This is a genomic window from Mycobacterium sp. RTGN6, from assembly GCF_033804605.1.
Lineage (GTDB): Bacteria > Actinomycetota > Actinomycetes > Mycobacteriales > Mycobacteriaceae > Mycobacterium.
This window is the reverse complement of record NZ_JAPZKZ010000016.1, coordinates 97,336-115,790: the sequence shown is the minus strand read 5'-3', so window position 1 is coordinate 115,790 and position 18,455 is coordinate 97,336. Positions and strand designations below refer to the sequence as shown.

The window sequence follows — 18,455 nt, the reverse complement described above, 5'->3', positions numbered from 1 at the left end:
TGGTACCGCCTGACCTGCCAAGACCGCGCCCGACACGACCGTCGACGTGGGAGTCGGCGACGTTTTCGCCACGATGCTCGTCGGGCTTCGCTCGATGCGCTTGGGTACCATCGCGCAGGACACAGACAGCCAACGAGACGGATGAGATGACGCAGCGATACGACCTTGTCATTGCCGGCGGGGGGCCTTCCGGCTCGGCCGCGGCGTGGCAGGCCGCGCGAACGGGCGCCAAGGTGGTCGTCCTCGACAAGGCCGAATTTCCTCGCGACAAGCCGTGCGGCGACGGGCTGACCGCGCGCGCGGTGAGCTACCTGCAGAAGATGGGCCTGGCCGACGAGGTCTCCACGTTTCACCGCGTCAACCGGGTGACGGTGTTCAGTCCAAGCGCGTGGGAGCTGTCGTTCCCCAAGCGTCCAGGCATGCCAGACCACGGACACACCGTCAGCCGCACCCACCTCGACATGGTGCTGCTCAAGCACGCCGAGTCTGCGGGCGCCGAGGTGCGCCAAGGCGCCGAGGTGTCCGGACCCGAGTTCGACGCCGACGGACGCGTCGTCGGCGTCGTGCTCAAGGGCGGCGAGAAGGTCTACGGCGACGCGGTCATCGCCGCCGACGGCGCCTACTCCCCCATCAAGCGGGCGCTGAAGATCGACTCCGAGTACAACGGTTACTCGGCCATCGCGATCCGCTCCGAGATGCACGCCAACCGGGCCGATACCGATTCGTTGGACATCTACCTGAAGCTCGTCTTCGAAGGCGATCAGCTGCCCGGCTACGGCTGGGTGTTCCCTATGGGCAACGGCGTCTTCAACATCGGGCTCGGCTACGTCAACAGCTACAAGGACTGGCAGCAGATCAACGCCACTCAGTTCCTCGGCGAATTCCTGCGGACGCTGCCGCGCGAGTGGGAGCTTCCCGCCATCGAGGAGTTGAAGAAGAACAAGAGCGTGCGGGCGTGGCGGCTGCCGATGGGCTTCACGGCCTGGCCGCCGTGGCGCCCGGGCGTGCTGTTCACCGGCGATGCGCTGGGCGCGGGCAAGCCGGCGTCGGGTGCGGGCATCTCCAAGGCGCTCGAGTCTGGCCTGGCCGCGGGTGAGTGCGCGATCGCCGCGCTGACCAACGGCGGACCCGACGACTTCACCAACTACGCGCAGCGGATGGAAGCGGCGTGGGGCAGGGAGTACCGCCGCGGTCGCTACATGCACATGTTGATCGGCTACCCGAAGGTCGCGAATGCGGGCATCAAGCTGCTGGACAACTCCACGTTCCGCGACCGCATGCTCAAGGCGCTGTACAAGAAGGAACAGGGCCCGCAGCACAAGGTGAAGTAGGGCCGCACCTTTGCGTCGCGACTCGGGCGAAAAGTGTCGCCTTCGGCCGCCCCGCTGACTCCTACCTGATGAACGCGTCCCACGGGGGCGCGACGACTCAGGAGGAACACCATGACCATCGCTCGATTCGCACGCGGATTCCTGGCCTCGGCCGCACTGGCCGCCGGGCTCGCCATCGGCGTCGCCGCCAACGCATCCGCTCAACCGACGCAACCCGACAAGGATGCGGACTTCCTGCAGTGCCTCGTCGACCACGACGGTGAGGGTGTCGGCGTGTGCTGCGTCTTCTACGGCGGCGACTACGACGAGCGCAACGACGCCTGCTACTACGACTGGGCCGAGGAGAAGGCGCCCGAGGCACGTCCGACGAAGCCGGTGCTGACGCTGCCGCAAGCACCCATCGTCGCCGTCGCGTCGCGGGCCTAGCGAGCCGACCGCGCCGCCACCCGCGCGACCCTGGTCCGCCCGCTCACACCTGGGCTGCCGCAGCGCGCCGCCGCAGCCTCGGGTTTCACCGTCAGTTCGAAGTGGACGTGCTCGGCGACGGGGACGAAACCGATCCGCCGGTAGACGCCGTTCGAGACGGGATTGGCGACGTCGGCGAACAACACCACGTCGCGCGCTCCCGTCCGCTTCGCGAGGGCGACTGCCGCCGAGGTGACCGCCGCGGCGTAGCCGTGGCCGCGGTGCTCCGGCGGCGTGTACACCGGGCCGATGCGCGACGTCCCCACCGCGGGCGCATGCACCCGCGCCATGCTGACCGGCACGTCGTCGACCGTCCACAGCACGAATCGTCCACCCGCATCGACGATCTCGCGGAGATAGCCGACGCGCGCCGCGCGATCGGGCGCGTATCCGAAGGCCTCGACGAGGAACTCGTCGAGCCAGTCCACGATCAACTCGTCGTCGACGTCGAGCGCCGGCCGCTCGCGTCCCGGGACTCCGGTGGGCGGCACGAGGTCGCCGAGCCGGTACAGCACGTCTTCGGTCGTCGGCACGGCCTGTCCATCGGTGACGTCACACCATGCATCGGTGAAGGCCTCGGCCGCCGGGCGGGCTCCGCGCACGGACCGAAGACCTACCGGGGCGAGCGCGGTAGCCGCCTCACCCGCGAGTTCGACGGGCAGTCCACTGACCAGTAGGCATCCGTCGCTGCCCTGTACCGCAGCACCGATCACGCCACGATCCACGAATGACGCCAGGATCCGGCGGTCCGGCCACGTCGCAGTACGCAGGGTCGTCAACTCGAGGGTGTACCGCACCGGGTCCCGGCGGTACACCCATCGCGCGACCGCACCGAAGTCGGCGGGCGTCGAGTACAGGCGAACGTTCACTCATCGAGCGTGATCGACTCCCGCGGGAATCTCCACTGATTTTCCGGCGGCCCGGTGCGTCAGCGTCTACCGCGCTCGGCCCGACCCGTCTTGCGGGCGGCCTTACCCGCGGCGGCGCGGACGGCCTGCTTCGCGAGCGTCTTCTCCCGCGCCGTGCGCTTCGGTACCGGCTGGGCCTGCCCACGCGACGAATCGGGCTTGCGGCCGCGCACAATCCCGATGAACTCCTCGACCAGGGCAGGCTGCGGCCCTTCCGGGAAGGCGAGCGCCACGGGGCAGGTGGGCGCGTCGGTGATCGGGCGGTACGTGAGGTCCTTGCGGTGATAGAGCCGCGCCAGCGACTGCGGAACGATGAGCACGCCGATCCCCGAGGCGACGAGTTCTATTGCACCCTCGGTGGTTTCGGGTCGGTGATCGACCTTATTGCCGGGAGCGTCCGCCCAGTCGACGACGTAGTCGAGTGGGAGCAGCATCGGCTCGCCGTCGAGGTCTGCGGCGGTGATCGTGTCGACGGCAGTGAGAATGTGATCGGTCGGCACCACGGCCACCGTGATCTCTTCGTATAGCGGGATGACGGCGAGCCCCGATGTGTCGGCCGGCAGCCGGAGCACCGCCACGTCGACGGTGCCGGCACGCACTGCGGCGGCCGCGTCTGCCGCGGCGACGGCGCACAACTGCAGCGGAACCTCGGGATGGCGCTCCGCCCAGATCCGGGCCCACTTCGCGGGAGTCCCTCCCGGGACGTAACCGAGGGTGAGCGAGGACTGGGTCACCGCATCAGGCTACCGATAGGCTAGCGCCATGAGCAGGCCGAACGCGCAGTCCATGAAACCCGCCACCGCGGCGAAGAAGCTGGACGTGTACTTGCCCGCGACACCCGCGGAGTTCCAGGAGAACCCGACCACCCGCTCCGAACTCGCTGCCCTGCAGGAGGATCCGCCCCAGTGGCTCAAGGACCTCCGCAAGAGCGGCCCGCACCCGAAGAACCTGGTGGCAGCCAAGCTCGGCGTCTCGATCGCCGGTCTTGGGCGCGGCGGCGTCGTGGATGCGCTCACCACCGAGCAGATCGATGCGCTGCTCGAGGAGAAGCCGGACTGGCTTGTCGCGGAGCGCGAGAGCTACCAGGCGGTGCTGAGCGAGCAGCGACGCCTGAAGGCCCTGCATGAAGAACGGGCTCGCAAGGGCTGATCCGAATAGCGCCGGAGCCTTCATCACAGGCGTCCACTACTCGTCCACGTCGCCTTCGCCGAGTACGCCAGCTAAGAACTTCGTGACCTCGGCCTGGAGCGTGAGGTTGCCCGCTTCGCCGAGTTCGTTCATATACATCTCCGCCTCTTGCTTCAGACTCTCATCGCCAGAGGTCATGCACCGAGCGATGACCATGGGAACCGCGTTGCGTGTCAGGTCATACACCGTCATCCCCGCTTCGTCACGCCCACTTAGTAAGAGCTTCATCACTTCAAATGCGTTGCGTGGATCGATATCTGCAGATAAGGCAATCTCCTTACCGATCATGTATCGCTCGGCGCCAAGTTCAGGGCAAAGTTCCAACGCCTCCCTCAGCCGGGGCAGCCACCATTGCACTGCGAACTTGTTGCTCTTGACGAACCAGTAGAAGTCGTTGAGCTCGTCGCGATCCTCCGGATGCACGCGGACGTGCGCAACCCGCGAGTCCCACAGTTCGGCTAGCCGATCTCTAATCGGGTCATCAACCTTCGGTGCGTGCATGAAGGACCATGCGATATGCCCCAACGAATCGCCTCGGACCTTTGGCGGCGCCGCAGTGAAAAACGCACGAGCGACAGGATCATCAATCGTATTGTGCCCCAGGGTAATCGCCCTGATGGCCCAAGCTCCGATTTGTTGAAGCGGCTCGATCTGAGTACGCCAGCCGGCAACGATTGGCTCGTCGATCACAATTGCCGCGATCATCGAGGGACTAAGCAACTTATACAGTGTTGGATGGTAGTGATGGCTAGCGACGGCAGTCGTTAGCGCTATCTGCTGCGCAACGGACAGTCCAGCTTCGGCGCCGAAAAGCTCAGGGATTCTTGGTTTCAGCCACTCCGGGTCTGCCGAGAGTAGCCGCCCTAGGCTTCGGCCGATAACCGCCCTCGATGCGCCAATTGGATCTGGCCTCGAAAGCTCCGTTTCCAATGCAGACCGGGCCGACTCGTACCAACTGGTCTCTCTGCCCTGTGAAACTAGATTAACGAGTCCGCGGACTCCGATCGGCCATTGCCAGTTAAGCGAGACCGTAAGGGGATCCATGCCGCTACCTGCAGCGTCCGAAACGTATTCAAGCCAAGCCGTTTCGTCCACCGCTGAAGTCACGAGCATCTCGGCGAACCGCGCCATAGTTTCTTCGGGCATCGTTAGCACTTCGCGTTTTTGCACGAGATGTTCAAGCAATCCTACTGCCGCTCGCTTGGCCCAACGGAAGTCCGGGTCGTCATCTCCGCGACCGCCTTCGGCCGGGAAGGCGGACGCATCATCGTGGCGCAGTACGTCCGCAACGACTTCAGCGACCTGGTTCCACTCCGGGACGAGATCGGACTTAATCGCAGCCTCCCATCCGCGCAGGATCGCTCTGACGTAGGTGGGGCGCAGCCGGCCGACAAGGTCGCTGATACCCGCAACGATCTCAGGATTTGTTGTCATGAGGGCGGTCAGCTCGCGCGCTTGACCTTCGTGAGATGGCTCCGGTCCCCATCCGTTCCCCGTGTCGTGCCAGCTCTCCAGATGGCTTATCAGCTCGGTGGGACTCATGCCTGCCATCTCTTCTTGGCTAACAGGGCTATTCGGCCCAACCCAGCTTGTGATGCGCGGAGTCGGTACGAGCGGTTGGTCGATGACGCCGTACCTGGAATCCAGAGTTGCCAGCTCTGCGCCCAATGGCGGCGGCAGGGCTTCAACACCGATCGCAGACAGCCAACGATGCTTCCAGCGTTCCTCGTACTCCTGAACTACTTCATCGACCTCCGCCTCGTCTCTTCCATCGCTGCGAATCCGCTCTCGAAGGTCATCGTCGCCAGCACGAGAACCTAGGTCGATGAATTCAGTAAGTGGATCCAGCGAGTCCGGCGAAGCTTGCGCGACTGCGCGCGCAAGTTCGGCATAGTCGATTCGACAGGAATCGTGACTCGACTGCTCATCGAACAAGAGCTCGGTCGCCACAGACAGGAAGCGCTTCATCCGCTGAGAGTCACCGATCTGTCGGATCGCAGCCCCGAGCGAGAACAAGGCAACCTTGCGGGCAAGAAGCATATTGGTGCCGAGTAGCAGATGCTTCGCTGTCGACGGATCAACAAGCATGGCTCTTACTGCCAAGTCCCGGACTGCATCAATTAGTACCTGCTCGATATCTTCGCGTTCGTCGGATCCGCTGCGTACCGAGTCCCGCCAGAAGTACGTCATATCGAACTGCTTCGTTAGATTCCTGTGGGCCCTCTCGTAGGAAACGAGCCAAGGAAGCACGAGGCCGAGGCCATCATCACCAAGTACGGCGACAAGATTCGGCAGACCCTGTCTGTACCAATAGGCCTCCAGCGCGTTTTCGGATCTTCGGCCACTACTTACGTTGTGCGGCTTGAAGATAACGTTAGCCAACCAGGTGCCAGCGACGACCTCGCCGCCTTGAAATAGATTGATGGTAAAAGCGACGAGATCCCGTGGATCAGTCCTCCAACCAAACCCTCTCGACTTCCACGATCTGAGGAGTGGCGCTAACCGAGCGGCCTGATCTGCGGGAATTGTTGCGCCCACGGCAAAGCAGGCTCGTTTGACCCAAGCGTTGTTGCTTTTATGGAGTTTCAATAAGACGTCGACGACCGCTTCAGGTACATAGGCTGCCATACGGATCAGATAATCGATCTCTGGCCAATAGATATCTCGGACAAGCCCATCATCTGTCTTCACCGGTTCGGGGGGATTGTCAAAGACACCTTCCGTCGCCAACGGAACAACCCACTCCGGGTTGTTCAGGCCTTCAAAAAATGCACGCCTCAATTGCGTTGTCGGGATTCTCCGGAGAACCTCCTTGACTTCGTCACCGGCAGGAGGTCGGAACTTCGCCGTCACAAGTCCTCCTCAATCGGCGCGTTTATTTGCGCAAGCATGCCCTCCAGAGACTTCACATTTTCGAAGAAGGCCGCAGTGCGGACCTCAAGAATGTCTTCCACAACCTTGATGTTGGCCAACAAGTCGGCGTCGCTCGGAAGTTCCTTGCCTCCCTCATGATTGCGATCGATGTGCGCCCACCCCAAGAAGAAATCCTGCGCACGCCTCCACTGCTCTACGGCAGGGTGTTTGCCATCCTGCCCTCCGGTGACAAGCTCGGCGGCAATCCTGCGGTTCCGTCCATTCTCTCGAACGACCGTGCTAATCAGCTGATCGAGGGCTTCAGCGAAGGCTCTTGGCACTGGGACAACGTCTTGATCGGCGAGAAGGTCCATCTCGGGATGCTCGTCACGTAGCCGGGGAAGATCTGCTGTCTGCCGGCTCGCCGATGGATTCGGGCGCGGAATTGAGGTGTCCGTGATCACCGACGGCAGGCAGTTCATCAACTCACGCATGCAGTGGCAAACAATCGCAACGCGAGCCGACTCGCAGCCATCCTCCGCCGGAGTCCCGAGTGTCTGTATTGCCGTTTGATACACGCCAGCGAGTCGCAAGCTTCGCTTTCTTAAGATAGCAACTGTGTTCTGCTGACGCCCGTACACCTTCGGATCACCCACTCCGGCTACTGATTCCGGATCGTCTGGAGAGCGAACATCGTTTGGCAGGAGCTGTAATGCCTTACAACATGCAGCTGACGCAACCCTCCACCTCAGTGCCCTCCAGCGCCATCTGGCGCAGTCGGATGTAGTACAGCGTCTTGATGCCCTTGCGCCAGGCGTAGATCTGCGCCTTGTTCACGTCACGGGTGGTGGCAGTGTCCTTGAAGAACAACGTCAGGCTCAGTCCCTGGTCCACGTGCTGGGTGGCCGCGGCGTAGGTGTCGATGATCTTCTCGTAGCCGATCTCGTACGCGTCCTGGTAGTACTCCAGGTTGTCGTTGGTCAGGTACGGCGCTGGGTAGTAGGCGCGACCGATCTTGCCTTCCTTGCGGATCTCGATCTTGCTGGCGACCGGGTGGATCGATGACGTCGAGTGGTTGATGTAGCTGATCGACCCCGTCGGAGGCACCGCCTGCAGGTTCTGGTTGTAGATGCCGTGCGCCTGCACCGACTCCTTGAGCCGCACCCAATCCTCTTGCGTGGGAATGCGAATGCCCGCATCGGCGAACAGTTCGCGCACCCGCTCGGTGGCCGGCTCCCACGCCTGCTCGGTGTACTTGTCGAAGAACTCGCCCGACTTGTACTTCGACCGCTCGAAGCCACCGAACGCCGTGCCCCGCTCGATCGCGATGCGATTGCTCGCCCGCAGCGCGTGGTACAGCACCGTGTAGAAGTACATGTTGGTGAAGTCGACGCCCTCTTCGGAGCCGTAGTGGATCCGCTCGCGAGCCAGGTAGCCGTGCAGGTTCATCTGGCCCAGCCCGATGGCGTGAGAGTCGTTGTTGCCCTGCTCGATCGACGGCACCGACCAGATGTGGGTCTGGTCGCTGACGGCCGTGAGCGCACGGATCGACACCTCGATGGTCTGCGCGAAGTCCGGCGAGTCCATCGCCTTGGCGATGTTGAGCGAGCCGAGGTTGCACGAGATGTCCTTGCCCACCTTGGCGTAGGTCAGGTCCTCGTTGAACAGCGACGGCGTCGACACCTGGAGGATCTCCGAGCACAGGTTGCTGTGCGTGATCTTGCCCTCGATCGGGTTCGACCGGTTCACCGTGTCCTCGTACATGATGTACGGGTAGCCGGACTCGAACTGAAGCTCGGCCAGCGTCTGGAAGAACTCGCGCGCCTTGATCTTCGTCTTGCGGATTCGGGCGTCGTCGACCATCTCGTAGTACTTCTCGGTGATCGAGATGTCGGCGAACGGCACCCCGTACACGCGCTCGACGTCGTACGGCGAGAACAGGTACATGTCCTCGTTGCGCTTCGCGAGTTCGAACGTGATGTCGGGGATCACGACGCCCAGCGAGAGCGTCTTGATGCGGATCTTCTCGTCGGCGTTCTCGCGCTTGGTGTCGAGGAACCGGAAGATGTCGGGGTGATGCGCCTGCAGGTACACCGCGCCCGCACCTTGGCGAGCTCCGAGCTGGTTGGCGTAGGAGAACGAGTCCTCGAGCAGCTTCATGATCGGGATGACGCCGGAGCTCTGGTTCTCGATGTTCTTGATGGGCGCGCCGTGCTCGCGAATGTTGCTCAGTAGCAACGCAACTCCGCCGCCACGCTTGGACAGCTGCAGCGCCGAGTTGATGGAGCGCCCGATGGACTCCATGTTGTCCTCGATGCGAAGGAGGAAGCAAGAGACTGGCTCACCGCGCTGCTTCTTGCCCGAGTTGAGGAACGTCGGGGTGGCCGGCTGGAACCGTCCGTCGATGACCTCGTCGACCACCTTCTCGGCCAGAGTCGTGTCGCCGGCGGCCAGCGTCAACGCCACCATGACGACGCGGTCCTCGAAGCGCTCTAGGTAGCGCTTCCCGTCGAACGTCTTCAGCGTGTAGGAGGTGTAGTACTTGAACGCGCCGAGGAACGTTGGGAACCGGAACTTCTTGGCGTAGGCCCGATCCAGCAGCGACTTCACGAAGTTGCGGCTGTACTGGTCGAGCACCTCACGCTCGTAATAGTTCTCCTTGACCAGGTAGTCGAGCTTCTCGTCCTGGTTGTGGAAGAACACCGTGTTCTGGTTGACGTGCTGCAGGAAGTACTGGTGCGCGGCTTCCCGGTCCTTGTCGAACTGGATCTTGCCGTCGGCGTCGTACAGATTCAGCATCGCGTTGAGCGCGTGGTAATCCGTCTCCCCGGGCAGCGCGTTTGGCGCGCTCGAGGTTACAGGTTCTGCAGCTGTGACGGTTGGTGGCACGTCTGGTCCTTCCAGAAGTCGGCAAGGCCCTCACGGACGGCGAATACGTCGTCCGTGGTGCCCATCAATTCGAAGCGGTAGAGGTATGGCACGTCGCACTTGCGGGAGACGACGACTCCCGCATAGCCGAACTCGGCGCCGAAGTTGGTGTTGCCCGCGGCGATCACTCCGCGGATCAACGACCGGTTGTGTTCGTTGTTGAGGAAGGCGATCACCTGCTTGGGGACGTAGCCCCCGGCATCGGGATCGGGACCGTTGGCGTGTCCACCGCCGTAGGTGGGCAGTACCAGTACATAGGGCTCTTGGACGAAGTCAGGGTCCTCGATTCGTCCAAGTACCGGGATCCGGGTGGCGGGCAGTTCCAGCTTCTCGACGAAGCGGTGAGTGTTCTCCGAGACGCTGGAGAAATAGACGAGCTTGCTCATCGCATTCTCCTTCCTGCCCTTGGACTACCCGTTATGCAGATGCTGCGACCGCTCCAGCCAGCGACTTGATGCGGTCCGGCCGGAAACCCGACCAGTGGTCGTTGCCGGCCACGACGACGGGCGCCTGCAGGTAGCCGAGCGCCATCACGTAGTCGCGCGCTTCGGTGTCCAGGCTGATGTCGACGACGTCGTAGGCGACGCCCTGCTTGTCCAACGCCTTGTAGGTGGCGTTGCACTGCACGCAAGCGGGCTTCGTGTACACGGTGATCGATGGCTGAGTCATCTTCGGTACGGCTCCCTCTTTGAAGAACTAGCAAGAACTGAACGTGGACTGCACGCGACTGGCAACTGCTCGGGTACTGCTCTCCGCTTGGTAATACAGCGGCCTCCGGACCTCTGAAATTCCTGCCGACCGAGGCCTTCAATTGAGCGATTCCGAGTACCGACACCGCCGGATTGTGGGCTCCGGCCGACCTCCGAACCGTGGGGGTCTGTCGGTCTGCAAGACACTACACCTGGTGTCCGACAATCAGAAGAGATACTAGATGTTCTGAACCACATTGATGGAATTCCCAGGTCGTAAGCCGCGGCGCCGAACATTTCCCGGCGTGTCGCGCACCACCCCGTGGGGTGTGTCGCGCTACGCACACGTGTCTACCACCGGGCACCGACAAGGTGGCCGCGGCTCCCTACCAACAGCAAAGCCGCCGACGAACCGGGTTCATCGACGGCTTGCGTGGGATTCGATCAACCGACCTCGGCGGCCAGCTTGCCGACCACGTCGCCCAGCGCGGCGGCCACGTCGGCGTTCTCGCGGGGGTGTTTCCCGTCGAAGACCTTCACCGGGACCGTCAGCTTCAGGTCCTCGACCACCCTGGGCCCGGCGATGCCGAACGACTTGCGGGTTTCGTCGTGCGCCCAGACGCCGCCGTACTGGCCGGCCGACGAACCGATGACGGCCAGCGGCTTGCCCTTGAGCGCGCCGTTTCCGAACGGGCGCGACAACCAGTCGATCGCGTTCTTCAGCACGCCGGGGATGCTGCCGTTGTACTCGGGCGTGACGACGAGCGCGGCATCGGCCGCGCCGGCCACCTCGCGAAGCGCCTTCACCGACTCGGCGACGTCCTCGTTGTCGATGTCCTCGTTGTAGAAGGGCAATTCACCCAGCCGGTCGAACCTCACCAACGTGACGCCCTCGGGAGCGGCTTCTGCCGCGAGGTCGGCCAGCTGACGGTTCACCGATTGCGCCCGCAGGCTGCCCACCAGGACCAAGACCTTGACGTTCGACATGTTCCATTCCTTCGGTCGTTGTGATGCTCGCCCTACGTAACGCCGGACCGCGGTCCGATTCATCCCGCCATTCTGATGGAGCCGAGTCTGCTACGGCGGCGGAGGTGGCGGTGCACCCGCGGGCGGCGGTCCGGGGTCGGGCAGTGGCGCGGGCGGCGGCGGAGGCGGTGGTGGGGGCGGCGGTGGCATCGGCAACGTTATCGGCGGCAGCCCTGGAATCTGAATGACGTTAAATTCCGGTGGCGGTGGCGGCGCCTCGGGCGGCGGAGGCGGTGGCACATCCGACGGCGGGTAGTAGGTCGGCGCAGGCGCGATCCCGTTGCTCGTGTTGATCGTGACGATCGAGCCGGGAATGGTCTTGCCCTTCGGCGTGGTCCCCGCCACGGCCCCCTTCGCGAGGTAGCTGTCGATCGGGGTGGGTTGGTCGGCCACCCGGAAGCCGGCATCCTGCACGCGTTTGCGCGCCGCCGCCAGCTTCAGGCCAGTCACGCTAGGCACCTGGCTGCCCTTGGCGCCGTCGACGTAGCGCGGGTCAGTGGGGGGCAGCGCGACCGGACCGAAGTCCTTGGCGATCGGCTTCATCGCCAGGAACCAGGTGCGTGCCGGCTCCTTGCCACCGAACAGGTTGCCGTCACCGCACTTTCGCAGCGGATAGGAACACAGCCCGGACGGTTTCGGGGAATCGTCGAAGATGTAGTTGGCGGCGGCGTACTGATTGGTGAAGCCGAGGAAGCTCGACGACCGATGGGACTCGGTCGTACCCGTCTTTCCCGACATGGGCAGATTCCATCCCGCCGAACCCGCCGCACCGGCGGCAGTCCCGCTGGTGGTGTCCTTGCCTAGTGCGAAGGCCAGCGTGTTGGCAAGCCCCTCGGGCACCACTTGCTCACAGGCGGCCGTCTCCAGCGCCACCTCGCGACCCTCGCGGTCGAAGACCTTGTCGATGGGGGTCGGTGGGCACCACGTGCCGCCGGACGCCAATGTCGCCGCGACGTTGGACAATTCGAGCGCATTGAGCTCGAACGGGCCGAGCGTGAAGGAACCGATGTTCTGCCGCTTGATGTAGTCCGCGAGGCTCTCGTCGTTGTTGGGGTCGTAGCCATGGGCGGTGCCCGGCTGCGCGTACGACCGCAACCCGAGCCTGACCGCCATGTCCACCGCGCGCGGGACACCCACTTGCGCAATCAGATTGGCGAACGCGGTGTTCGGGGACTGTGCCAGCGCGTCGGTCACGCTCATGGTGCCGCGGTAGCCGCCGGCGTTCTTGACACACCACGTCTGCGGCGGGCACCCGGGAGTGTTGCTGCTGCCCAGGCCCGTGCCCTTGAACGTCTGCGGGACGTCGAGCTGGGCGTTGATGCCCATCCCCAGCTCGAGCGCCGCGGCGGTGGTGAAGATCTTGAAGATCGAGCCGGCGCCGTCGCCGACCATGGAGTAGGGCTGCGGCTGCACGGTCTGGCCGGCGGCGAGATCGAGGCCGAAGGTGCGGTTGTCCGCCATCGCCAGCACGCGGTGCGCATCCTTGCCGGGCTTGATCACGGACATCACGCTGGCGACGCCGTCCTCCGTGGGAGACGCGACGGCGTCGACTCCGCGTTTCACACTCGCCTGCACCTTGGGGTCGAGGGTGGTGCGAATGAGATAGCCGTTGCGCGCCAAGTCCTCCCTGCTGAGGCCCGCGGCGGCCAGGTAGGTCAGCGCATAGTCGCAGAAGAACGCGCGGTCACCCGCGGCGATGCAGCCCTGGGGCAGCACGTTGGGCCGGGGCAGGATGCCCAACGGCTGGGCGGCGGCGGCGCGTAGTTCGTCGGCGCTGTCCGGCAGGTTCTCGATCATGGTGCCGAGTACGAGATTCCGACGCGCCAACGCACCCTCGGGGTTGGTGTACGGATTCAGTGTGCTGGTCGATTGCACCAGTCCGGCCAGCAGCGCGGCCTGCTGCCAGTTGAGTTGCGACGCGTCGATGCCGAAGTAGGTCCGAGCCGCGTCCTGGACGCCATATCCGCCGTTGCCAAACGACACCAGGTTCAGATATCGCGTGAGGATCTCCGGTTTGGTGAGCACCTTGTCGAGCTCGAGCGCCATCCGTATCTCGCGCAGCTTGCGTGCAGGCGTCGTCTCCACCGCCGCTTGGCGGTCGGAGGCGGTCTTGGCGTTCACCAAGAGGTTGTAGTTCTTGACGTACTGCTGTTCGATCGTCGACCCGCCCCTGGCGCCGTCGGCATCCCGCAGGTAGCCAGCGAGTCCGGCCAGGGTGCCCTGCATGTCCACACCGTTGTGGTCGGCGAACCTCTTGTCCTCGATCGAGACGATCGCCAACTTCATGGTGTCGGCGATCCGGTCGCTGGGCACCTCCCACCGACGCTGCGCGTACAGCCACGCGATCGGGTTCCCGGCGGCGTCCACCATGGTCGTGATGGTCGGCACCGTGCCCTCGACGATCTGCGCCGAGTCCTCGATCACCACGTCGGAGATCCGGGTGACCGCCACGCCTGCACCACCGACGAGCGGGAACATGAACACCGCCGCAAGCGCCCCGAACAACACGGTGTGGAACGCCAGTTTGGCAAGGGTTGCCACCGCCGTTGGCCGATCCGCCATGCCGCCAGCGTAGGTGCCTCGAGGTCCAACGCAGCTAAAGTGCAGGCATGGGCGTCAGCAACGGGTCGGCGGGGTTGTCCGGCCTACCGGTCGCCGACTCCGTGCCCGTCGAGCGTGGCGACGCCGCACGCAACCGTGCGCTGCTTCTGGATGCGGCGCGCAAGCTCGTTGCCGATCGCGGCGCCGACGCGGTCACGATGGACGACGTCGCGACCGCCGCGGGCGTCGGCAAGGGCACGTTGTTCCGCCGGTTCGGCAGCCGGGCAGGGCTGATGGTCGTCCTGCTCGACGAAGACGAGAAGATCCAGCAGCAGGGGTTCATGTTCGGTCCGCCACCGCTCGGGCCCGGCGCGCCGCCGCTCGAACGGCTGCTGGCCTACGGCCGCGAACGCCTGCAGTTCGTCTGGAATCACCGCGCCCTGCTGTCCGACGTCTGGCACGACCCCGCGACGCGGTTCAACTCCCCCGCCACCTTGCACCGCACCCACATCCGGACGCTGCTGGCGGCCGCGGACACCACCGGCGACCTCGACACCCAGGCCGATGCACTGCTGGCGCTGCTCGACGCCGACTACGTCACCCATCAACTGACCGATCTCGGCCTCAGCCTCGACGCGCAGGGTGACGCGTGGGAGGGCGTGGCGCGCAAGCTCTGCGGGCACTAGCGGCGATGAGCGCTTGCGCGAAGAGCAGATGACAATGCCCTGGGTCCTGCACGTCGACCTCGACCAGTTCCTCGCCTCGGTCGAGCTCCAGCGCCGTCCCGAGCTGCGCGGCCTACCCGTCATCGTCGGCGGCAACGGCGACCCGAGCGAACCGCGCAAGGTCGTCACCTGCGCGTCGTACGAGGCCCGTGAATTCGGGGTCCACGCGGGCATGCCGCTGCGCAACGCCGCGCGCCGCTGTCCCGACGCGACCTTCCTCCCGTCGGACCCGGCGGCTTACGACGAGGCCTCGGACCGGGTCATGGGGCTGCTACGCGATCTCGGGCACCCGCTGGAGGTGTGGGGTTGGGACGAGGCCTACCTCGGCGCCGACGTGGACGACCCGGTTGCGCTCGCCGAGCGGATCCGTTCCGTCATCGAGGCCGAGACCGGATTGTCGTGTTCGGTGGGCATCAGCGACAACAAGCAGCGCGCCAAGGTGGCGACCGGATTCGGCAAGCCTGCGGGGGTTTTCCAACTCACCGACGCAAACTGGATGACCGTCATGGGCGACCGCGCTGTCGATGCGCTGTGGGGCGTCGGCCCCAAGACGGCCAAACGTCTTGCCGGACTGGGCATCACCACCGTCGCCGACCTGGCTGCAACCGACGCGACGCTTCTCACCTCCACGTTCGGTCCGACCACCGGGTTGTGGATCCTGCTGCTCGCCAAGGGCGGCGGCGACACGAACGTCAGCGCCGAGCCATGGGTGCCCCGGTCGCGTAGCCACGTCGTCACGTTTCCCGAGGACCTGACCGAGCAGGCCGAAATCGACTCCGCCATCACGGAACTGGCCAAGCAGACGCTCACCGAGATCGTCGAGGCGGACCGCACGGTCACCCGGGTCGCGGTCACCGTGCGGACGAAGACGTTCTACACGCGCACGAAGATCCGCAAGCTAGCGGTCGCGGGCAACGACCAGCAGGCGATCGTCGAAACGGCGCTCGACCTGTTGCATCAGTTCGAGCTCGACCGCCCGATCCGCCTGCTCGGCGTGCGGCTGGAACTGGCCATGCCAGAGCCGGCTGTCACCGGCGACCGCTAGCGTCACGAACCGTGTTGCACACCATCGCGATCCGCGGTTACCGCTCGTTGCGGGAGCTCGTCCTGCCGCTCGCCGGGCTGACCGTCGTCACCGGCGCCAACGGCACGGGCAAGTCGTCGGTGTACCGGGCGCTGCGGTTGCTCGCCGACTGCGGCAGGGGCGAGGTCATCGGATCGCTCGCGCGAGAGGGTGGGCTGGAGTCGGTGCTGTGGGCCGGGCCGGAGCACACCAGCGGCGCCCGGCGCACGGGCACGTCGCAGGGCACCACGCGCACCCGCCCCGTGGCGCTCGAACTCGGCTTCGCCGCAGACGATTTCGGATACCTCGTCGATCTTGGCCTACCTCAGTTCGCGGGTCCAGGGTCGTTCTTCGCGCGCGACCCCGAAATCAAGCGGGAGGCGGTGTTCGTGGGCCCGCGGCTGCGTCCGGCCGCCACCCTGGTTCGCCGCGGCCGCGACTACGCCGAGGTCGCCGACGAGTCCGGTCGTGGTTTCACCGAGTTGACGCGCGCGCTGCCCACCTACCGCAGCGTGCTCGCCGAGTACGCCCACCCCGGCGCGCTGCCCGAGCTAGCGGCCGTCCGGGAGCGACTGCGCGGCTGGCGGTTCTACGACGGATTCCGCGTCGACGCCGCTGCCCCGGCGCGGCAGCCACGGGTGGGCACCCGCACGCCTGCGCTGTCCGACGACGGCGGTGACCTGGCCGCGGCCATCCAGACCATCGTCGAAGCCGGGTTCGACGACCTCGCCCGGGCGGTCGCGGCAGCCTTCGACGGGGCGTCGGTGTCGGTGGCCGTCACCGACGGCCTCTTCGAGCTCCAACTCCACCAACGCGGGATGCTGCGCCCACTGCGGGCAGCCGAATTGTCCGACGGCACATTGCGATTCCTGCTGTGGGGAGCCGCCCTGCTGAGCCCAAGCCCACCGTCGCTGATGGTGCTGAACGAGCCGGAGACCTCGCTGCACCCCGACCTGGTCGCCCCGCTGGCCTCGATGATCAACGCCGCCGCCACCAACACCCAAGTCGTCGTGGTCACCCACTCGGCGGCCATGCGCGAACAGCTCGCAGGCGCGGATAGCTCCGAGGTCGAGCTGTGCAAGGAGTGGGGCGAGACTCGCGTCGTGGGTCAGACCATGGTGACCGCACCGCCGTGGGACTGGGGAAAGCGGTGACTGCCGTCAGCCGGGTTTGGCAGGCCGTAGCGCGCGGGTGAAGACGACGTTCACCCGCCGCATCGCAACGCTGTACGGCCACCACGCCAGGCGTTTGAACGCATACAGCGCCCGGATGTCGGGTGAGGTGTAGATGAGGTAGCGGTTTCGCGTGACGCCGACGAGGATCCGGTCGGCGACGTGCTCCGGTGAGACGGCGTGCCCGCCGAACCGGTCGATCCACTTGCGCACCTGCGGGTGTTCGCGGTCCACGCCTGCGATCTCGACGGTCTGCACCAGCGGCGTCTTCACGGCGCCCGGCACCACCAGCGACACGCCAATCCGGTGCCGGGCGAGGTCGAACCGCAGCACCTCGCTGACCCCGCGCAGGCCGAACTTGCTCGCGCTGTAGGCGGCGTGCCAGGGCAATGCGACCAGACCGGCCGCCGACGACACGTTGACCAGGTGCCCGCCTCGACCTGCCTGCACCATGGGCGGAACAAAGGTCTCGATGACGTGGATGGGCCCCATCAGGTTGATGGCGACCATCGACTCCCAGTGCCGGTGCTCGAGCTGGCTGACGGTTCCCCATGCGGAGACTCCGGCGATGTTCATGACGACGTCCATGCTCTGGTGCGCGTCGTGGATGTCCGCGCCGAACGCGGCCACCTGGTCGTAGTCGGAGATGTCGAGCGCCCGGTGGGCGGGTACCAGCGCGCCGAGCGCACGCGCGTCGGCGACCGTCTGCGCCAAGCCCTCGGCGTTTCGGTCGGTGAGGAAGAGTTCGGCGCCCTCGGCGGCGAGCCGCAACGCCGTCGCGCGGCCGATGCCGCTGGCCGCCCCGGTCAGGAAGCACCGCTTGCCCGCAAAGCCCTGAGCCATCCGGTGACCCTACCTAGTCGCCACGTAGGTCAGAGCCGCCCCACAGGCCGTACAGCCATAGCCGCTCGACGATCTCGATGGCCCGGGCGGGATCCTCTCCGCGCCCGACGAACGCGCTGTCCTGCGTGAGCGTCATCGTCGTCGTCGCCGCCAGCGTCCGCACCAGACTGGGCAGATCCCTTGAGATCGGCCGCGCGTCGGCATCCTGCTCGACGACGCGGATGATCTTGTCGATGATGCCGTCGGCGAAATCGTCCATCATTTCGCGGATCTGCGCATCGGTGTTCCGGGCCAGCGCACACGCGTGCATGATCGGGTCGTTCGTCGCATAGACCGCCGCGGCGGCGCCGACCATTCGCTTGGCGCACTCCGACGGCGTCTCGCCCGGTTCGCGTGGCGCGAAGTGGTGCGTCATCTTGTCGAGTTCCTCGCCGGCGGTGGCGAGGATCACCGCGAGCACCGCGTACTTGGAATCGAAGTAGAAGTAGAAGCCCGACCGGGCGACACCGGCGCGTTCACTGATCGTGCTGACGGACAGGTCGGCGAAGGACCGCTCCTGCAGCAATTCGTAGACCGCGGCGACGATCGCGTCGCGTTGCCGGTCACCACGGCTCCGGCGGACCGGTATGGGTTCGGCTGTCATGGGCGTAAACGATCGCACCCGGGACACGACAGTTCAAAACTTGACATGCGTCAAGTGTGCCCTACAGGATGGAATCTCAC

Annotated in this window: 17 protein-coding genes; 6 read left to right on the top strand and 11 right to left on the bottom strand. The window is 65.3% G+C overall.

Annotated features, from left to right (window positions below):
• The first annotated feature begins 146 nt into the window (after window positions 1-146).
• Together SLQ33_RS31310 and SLQ33_RS31305 are read left to right on the top strand one after the other, a co-directional pair.
• Window positions 147-1,331, top strand: coding sequence for a geranylgeranyl reductase family protein (locus SLQ33_RS31310; RefSeq protein ID WP_319457826.1), 1,185 nt, complete (start codon window positions 147-149; stop codon window positions 1,329-1,331).
• Between the two features lie 111 nt (window positions 1,332-1,442).
• Window positions 1,443-1,757 carry a hypothetical protein gene (locus SLQ33_RS31305; RefSeq protein WP_319457825.1) on the top strand — a complete coding sequence of 105 codons (315 nt, stop codon included), beginning with the start codon at window positions 1,443-1,445 and terminating at the stop codon, window positions 1,755-1,757.
• Here the strand turns inward: SLQ33_RS31305 and SLQ33_RS31300 are convergent.
• The gene (locus SLQ33_RS31300; protein WP_319457824.1) at window positions 1,754-2,665 is read right to left on the bottom strand and encodes a GNAT family N-acetyltransferase; all 912 of its coding nucleotides are present in this window, start codon (window positions 2,663-2,665) and stop codon (window positions 1,754-1,756) included. The genes SLQ33_RS31305 and SLQ33_RS31300 overlap by 4 nt on opposite strands.
• Before the next feature lie 59 nt (window positions 2,666-2,724).
• The gene (locus SLQ33_RS31295; RefSeq protein WP_319457823.1) at window positions 2,725-3,438 is read right to left on the bottom strand and encodes a LysR family substrate-binding domain-containing protein; all 714 of its coding nucleotides are present in this window, start codon (window positions 3,436-3,438) and stop codon (window positions 2,725-2,727) included.
• Window positions 3,439-3,466: 28 nt separating this feature from the next.
• Between SLQ33_RS31295 and SLQ33_RS31290 the strand changes: the two genes are divergently transcribed.
• Entirely contained in the window at window positions 3,467-3,853 is a 387-nt protein-coding gene (locus tag SLQ33_RS31290) for a DUF5997 family protein (RefSeq protein ID WP_319457822.1), read from the top strand.
• A gap of 36 nt (window positions 3,854-3,889) precedes the next feature.
• On the opposite strand, the gene SLQ33_RS31285 is transcribed toward SLQ33_RS31290, so the two are convergent.
• The 7 genes from SLQ33_RS31285 to ponA2 all read right to left on the bottom strand — a co-directional run bounded on the left by SLQ33_RS31285 (window position 3,890) and on the right by ponA2 (window position 13,950).
• Window positions 3,890-6,745 carry a hypothetical protein gene (locus tag SLQ33_RS31285; protein WP_319457821.1) on the bottom strand — a complete coding sequence of 952 codons (2,856 nt, stop codon included), beginning with the start codon at window positions 6,743-6,745 and terminating at the stop codon, window positions 3,890-3,892.
• A complete protein-coding gene (locus tag SLQ33_RS31280) occupies window positions 6,742-7,239 on the bottom strand; it encodes a hypothetical protein (RefSeq protein WP_319457820.1) in 498 nt (165 codons plus the stop codon). Before SLQ33_RS31280 ends, SLQ33_RS31285 begins: the two co-directional genes overlap by 4 nt.
• Window positions 7,240-7,462: 223 nt before the next feature.
• Window positions 7,463-9,634 carry a class 1b ribonucleoside-diphosphate reductase subunit alpha gene (gene nrdE / locus SLQ33_RS31275; RefSeq protein WP_319457819.1) on the bottom strand — a complete coding sequence of 724 codons (2,172 nt, stop codon included), beginning with the start codon at window positions 9,632-9,634 and terminating at the stop codon, window positions 7,463-7,465.
• On the bottom strand, window positions 9,601-10,059 hold the full coding sequence (gene nrdI / locus SLQ33_RS31270; RefSeq protein WP_319457818.1) for a class Ib ribonucleoside-diphosphate reductase assembly flavoprotein NrdI: 459 nt from the start codon (window positions 10,057-10,059) through the stop codon (window positions 9,601-9,603). Before nrdI ends, nrdE begins: the two co-directional genes overlap by 34 nt.
• A 31-nt stretch (window positions 10,060-10,090) precedes the next feature.
• Window positions 10,091-10,342 carry a redoxin NrdH gene (locus SLQ33_RS31265; protein ID WP_319457817.1) on the bottom strand — a complete coding sequence of 84 codons (252 nt, stop codon included), beginning with the start codon at window positions 10,340-10,342 and terminating at the stop codon, window positions 10,091-10,093.
• Between the two features lie 464 nt (window positions 10,343-10,806).
• Window positions 10,807-11,349: an NADPH-dependent FMN reductase gene (locus tag SLQ33_RS31260; protein WP_319457816.1), complete on the bottom strand. Its 543-nt coding sequence runs from the start codon at window positions 11,347-11,349 to the stop codon at window positions 10,807-10,809.
• Window positions 11,350-11,439: 90 nt separating this feature from the next.
• Complete coding sequence (ponA2, locus tag SLQ33_RS31255) at window positions 11,440-13,950, bottom strand: transglycosylase/D,D-transpeptidase PonA2 (protein ID WP_319457815.1); 2,511 nt, start codon at window positions 13,948-13,950, stop codon at window positions 11,440-11,442.
• A 47-nt stretch (window positions 13,951-13,997) separates the two neighbouring features.
• Between ponA2 and SLQ33_RS31250 the strand changes: the two genes are divergently transcribed.
• From SLQ33_RS31250 to SLQ33_RS31240, 3 genes are read left to right on the top strand one after another with little or no spacing between them, the layout of a single operon-like run.
• Window positions 13,998-14,615 (top strand): helix-turn-helix domain-containing protein, encoded by a 618-nt coding sequence (locus SLQ33_RS31250; RefSeq protein ID WP_319457814.1) that lies wholly within the window; start codon window positions 13,998-14,000, stop codon window positions 14,613-14,615.
• Window positions 14,616-14,643: 28 nt separating this feature from the next.
• Window positions 14,644-15,699: a DNA polymerase IV gene (locus SLQ33_RS31245; protein ID WP_319457813.1), complete on the top strand. Its 1,056-nt coding sequence runs from the start codon at window positions 14,644-14,646 to the stop codon at window positions 15,697-15,699.
• Between the two features lie 11 nt (window positions 15,700-15,710).
• Complete coding sequence (locus SLQ33_RS31240) at window positions 15,711-16,871, top strand: AAA family ATPase (protein ID WP_319457812.1); 1,161 nt, start codon at window positions 15,711-15,713, stop codon at window positions 16,869-16,871.
• A 6-nt stretch (window positions 16,872-16,877) separates the two neighbouring features.
• Here SLQ33_RS31240 and SLQ33_RS31235 read toward each other — a convergent pair whose 3' ends face one another.
• Both SLQ33_RS31235 and SLQ33_RS31230 read right to left on the bottom strand, forming a co-directional pair.
• Window positions 16,878-17,732 (bottom strand): SDR family oxidoreductase, encoded by an 855-nt coding sequence (locus SLQ33_RS31235; RefSeq protein WP_319457811.1) that lies wholly within the window; start codon window positions 17,730-17,732, stop codon window positions 16,878-16,880.
• 13 nt (window positions 17,733-17,745) lie between these two features.
• Complete coding sequence (locus tag SLQ33_RS31230; RefSeq protein ID WP_319457810.1) at window positions 17,746-18,375, bottom strand: TetR/AcrR family transcriptional regulator; 630 nt, start codon at window positions 18,373-18,375, stop codon at window positions 17,746-17,748.
• Window positions 18,376-18,455: the final 80 nt, after the last annotated feature.

Bases quoted from the DNA above. Each gene is read 5' to 3' on its own strand.
- SLQ33_RS31310 (WP_319457826.1), top strand. From the start codon at position 147: ATGACGCAGCGATACGACCTTGTCATTGCCGGCGGGGGGCCTTCCGGC.
- SLQ33_RS31305 (WP_319457825.1), top strand. From the start codon at position 1,443: ATGACCATCGCTCGATTCGCACGCGGATTCCTGGCCTCGGCCGCACTG.
- SLQ33_RS31290 (WP_319457822.1), top strand. From the start codon at position 3,467: ATGAGCAGGCCGAACGCGCAGTCCATGAAACCCGCCACCGCGGCGAAG.
- SLQ33_RS31280 (WP_319457820.1), bottom strand. From the start codon at position 7,239: ATGCGTGAGTTGATGAACTGCCTGCCGTCGGTGATCACGGACACCTCA.
- nrdI (WP_319457818.1), bottom strand. From the start codon at position 10,059: ATGAGCAAGCTCGTCTATTTCTCCAGCGTCTCGGAGAACACTCACCGC.
- SLQ33_RS31265 (WP_319457817.1), bottom strand. From the start codon at position 10,342: ATGACTCAGCCATCGATCACCGTGTACACGAAGCCCGCTTGCGTGCAG.
- SLQ33_RS31260 (WP_319457816.1), bottom strand. From the start codon at position 11,349: ATGTCGAACGTCAAGGTCTTGGTCCTGGTGGGCAGCCTGCGGGCGCAA.
- ponA2 (WP_319457815.1), bottom strand. From the start codon at position 13,950: ATGGCGGATCGGCCAACGGCGGTGGCAACCCTTGCCAAACTGGCGTTC.
- SLQ33_RS31250 (WP_319457814.1), top strand. From the start codon at position 13,998: ATGGGCGTCAGCAACGGGTCGGCGGGGTTGTCCGGCCTACCGGTCGCC.
- SLQ33_RS31245 (WP_319457813.1), top strand. From the start codon at position 14,644: ATGACAATGCCCTGGGTCCTGCACGTCGACCTCGACCAGTTCCTCGCC.
- SLQ33_RS31235 (WP_319457811.1), bottom strand. From the start codon at position 17,732: ATGGCTCAGGGCTTTGCGGGCAAGCGGTGCTTCCTGACCGGGGCGGCC.
- SLQ33_RS31230 (WP_319457810.1), bottom strand. From the start codon at position 18,375: ATGACAGCCGAACCCATACCGGTCCGCCGGAGCCGTGGTGACCGGCAA.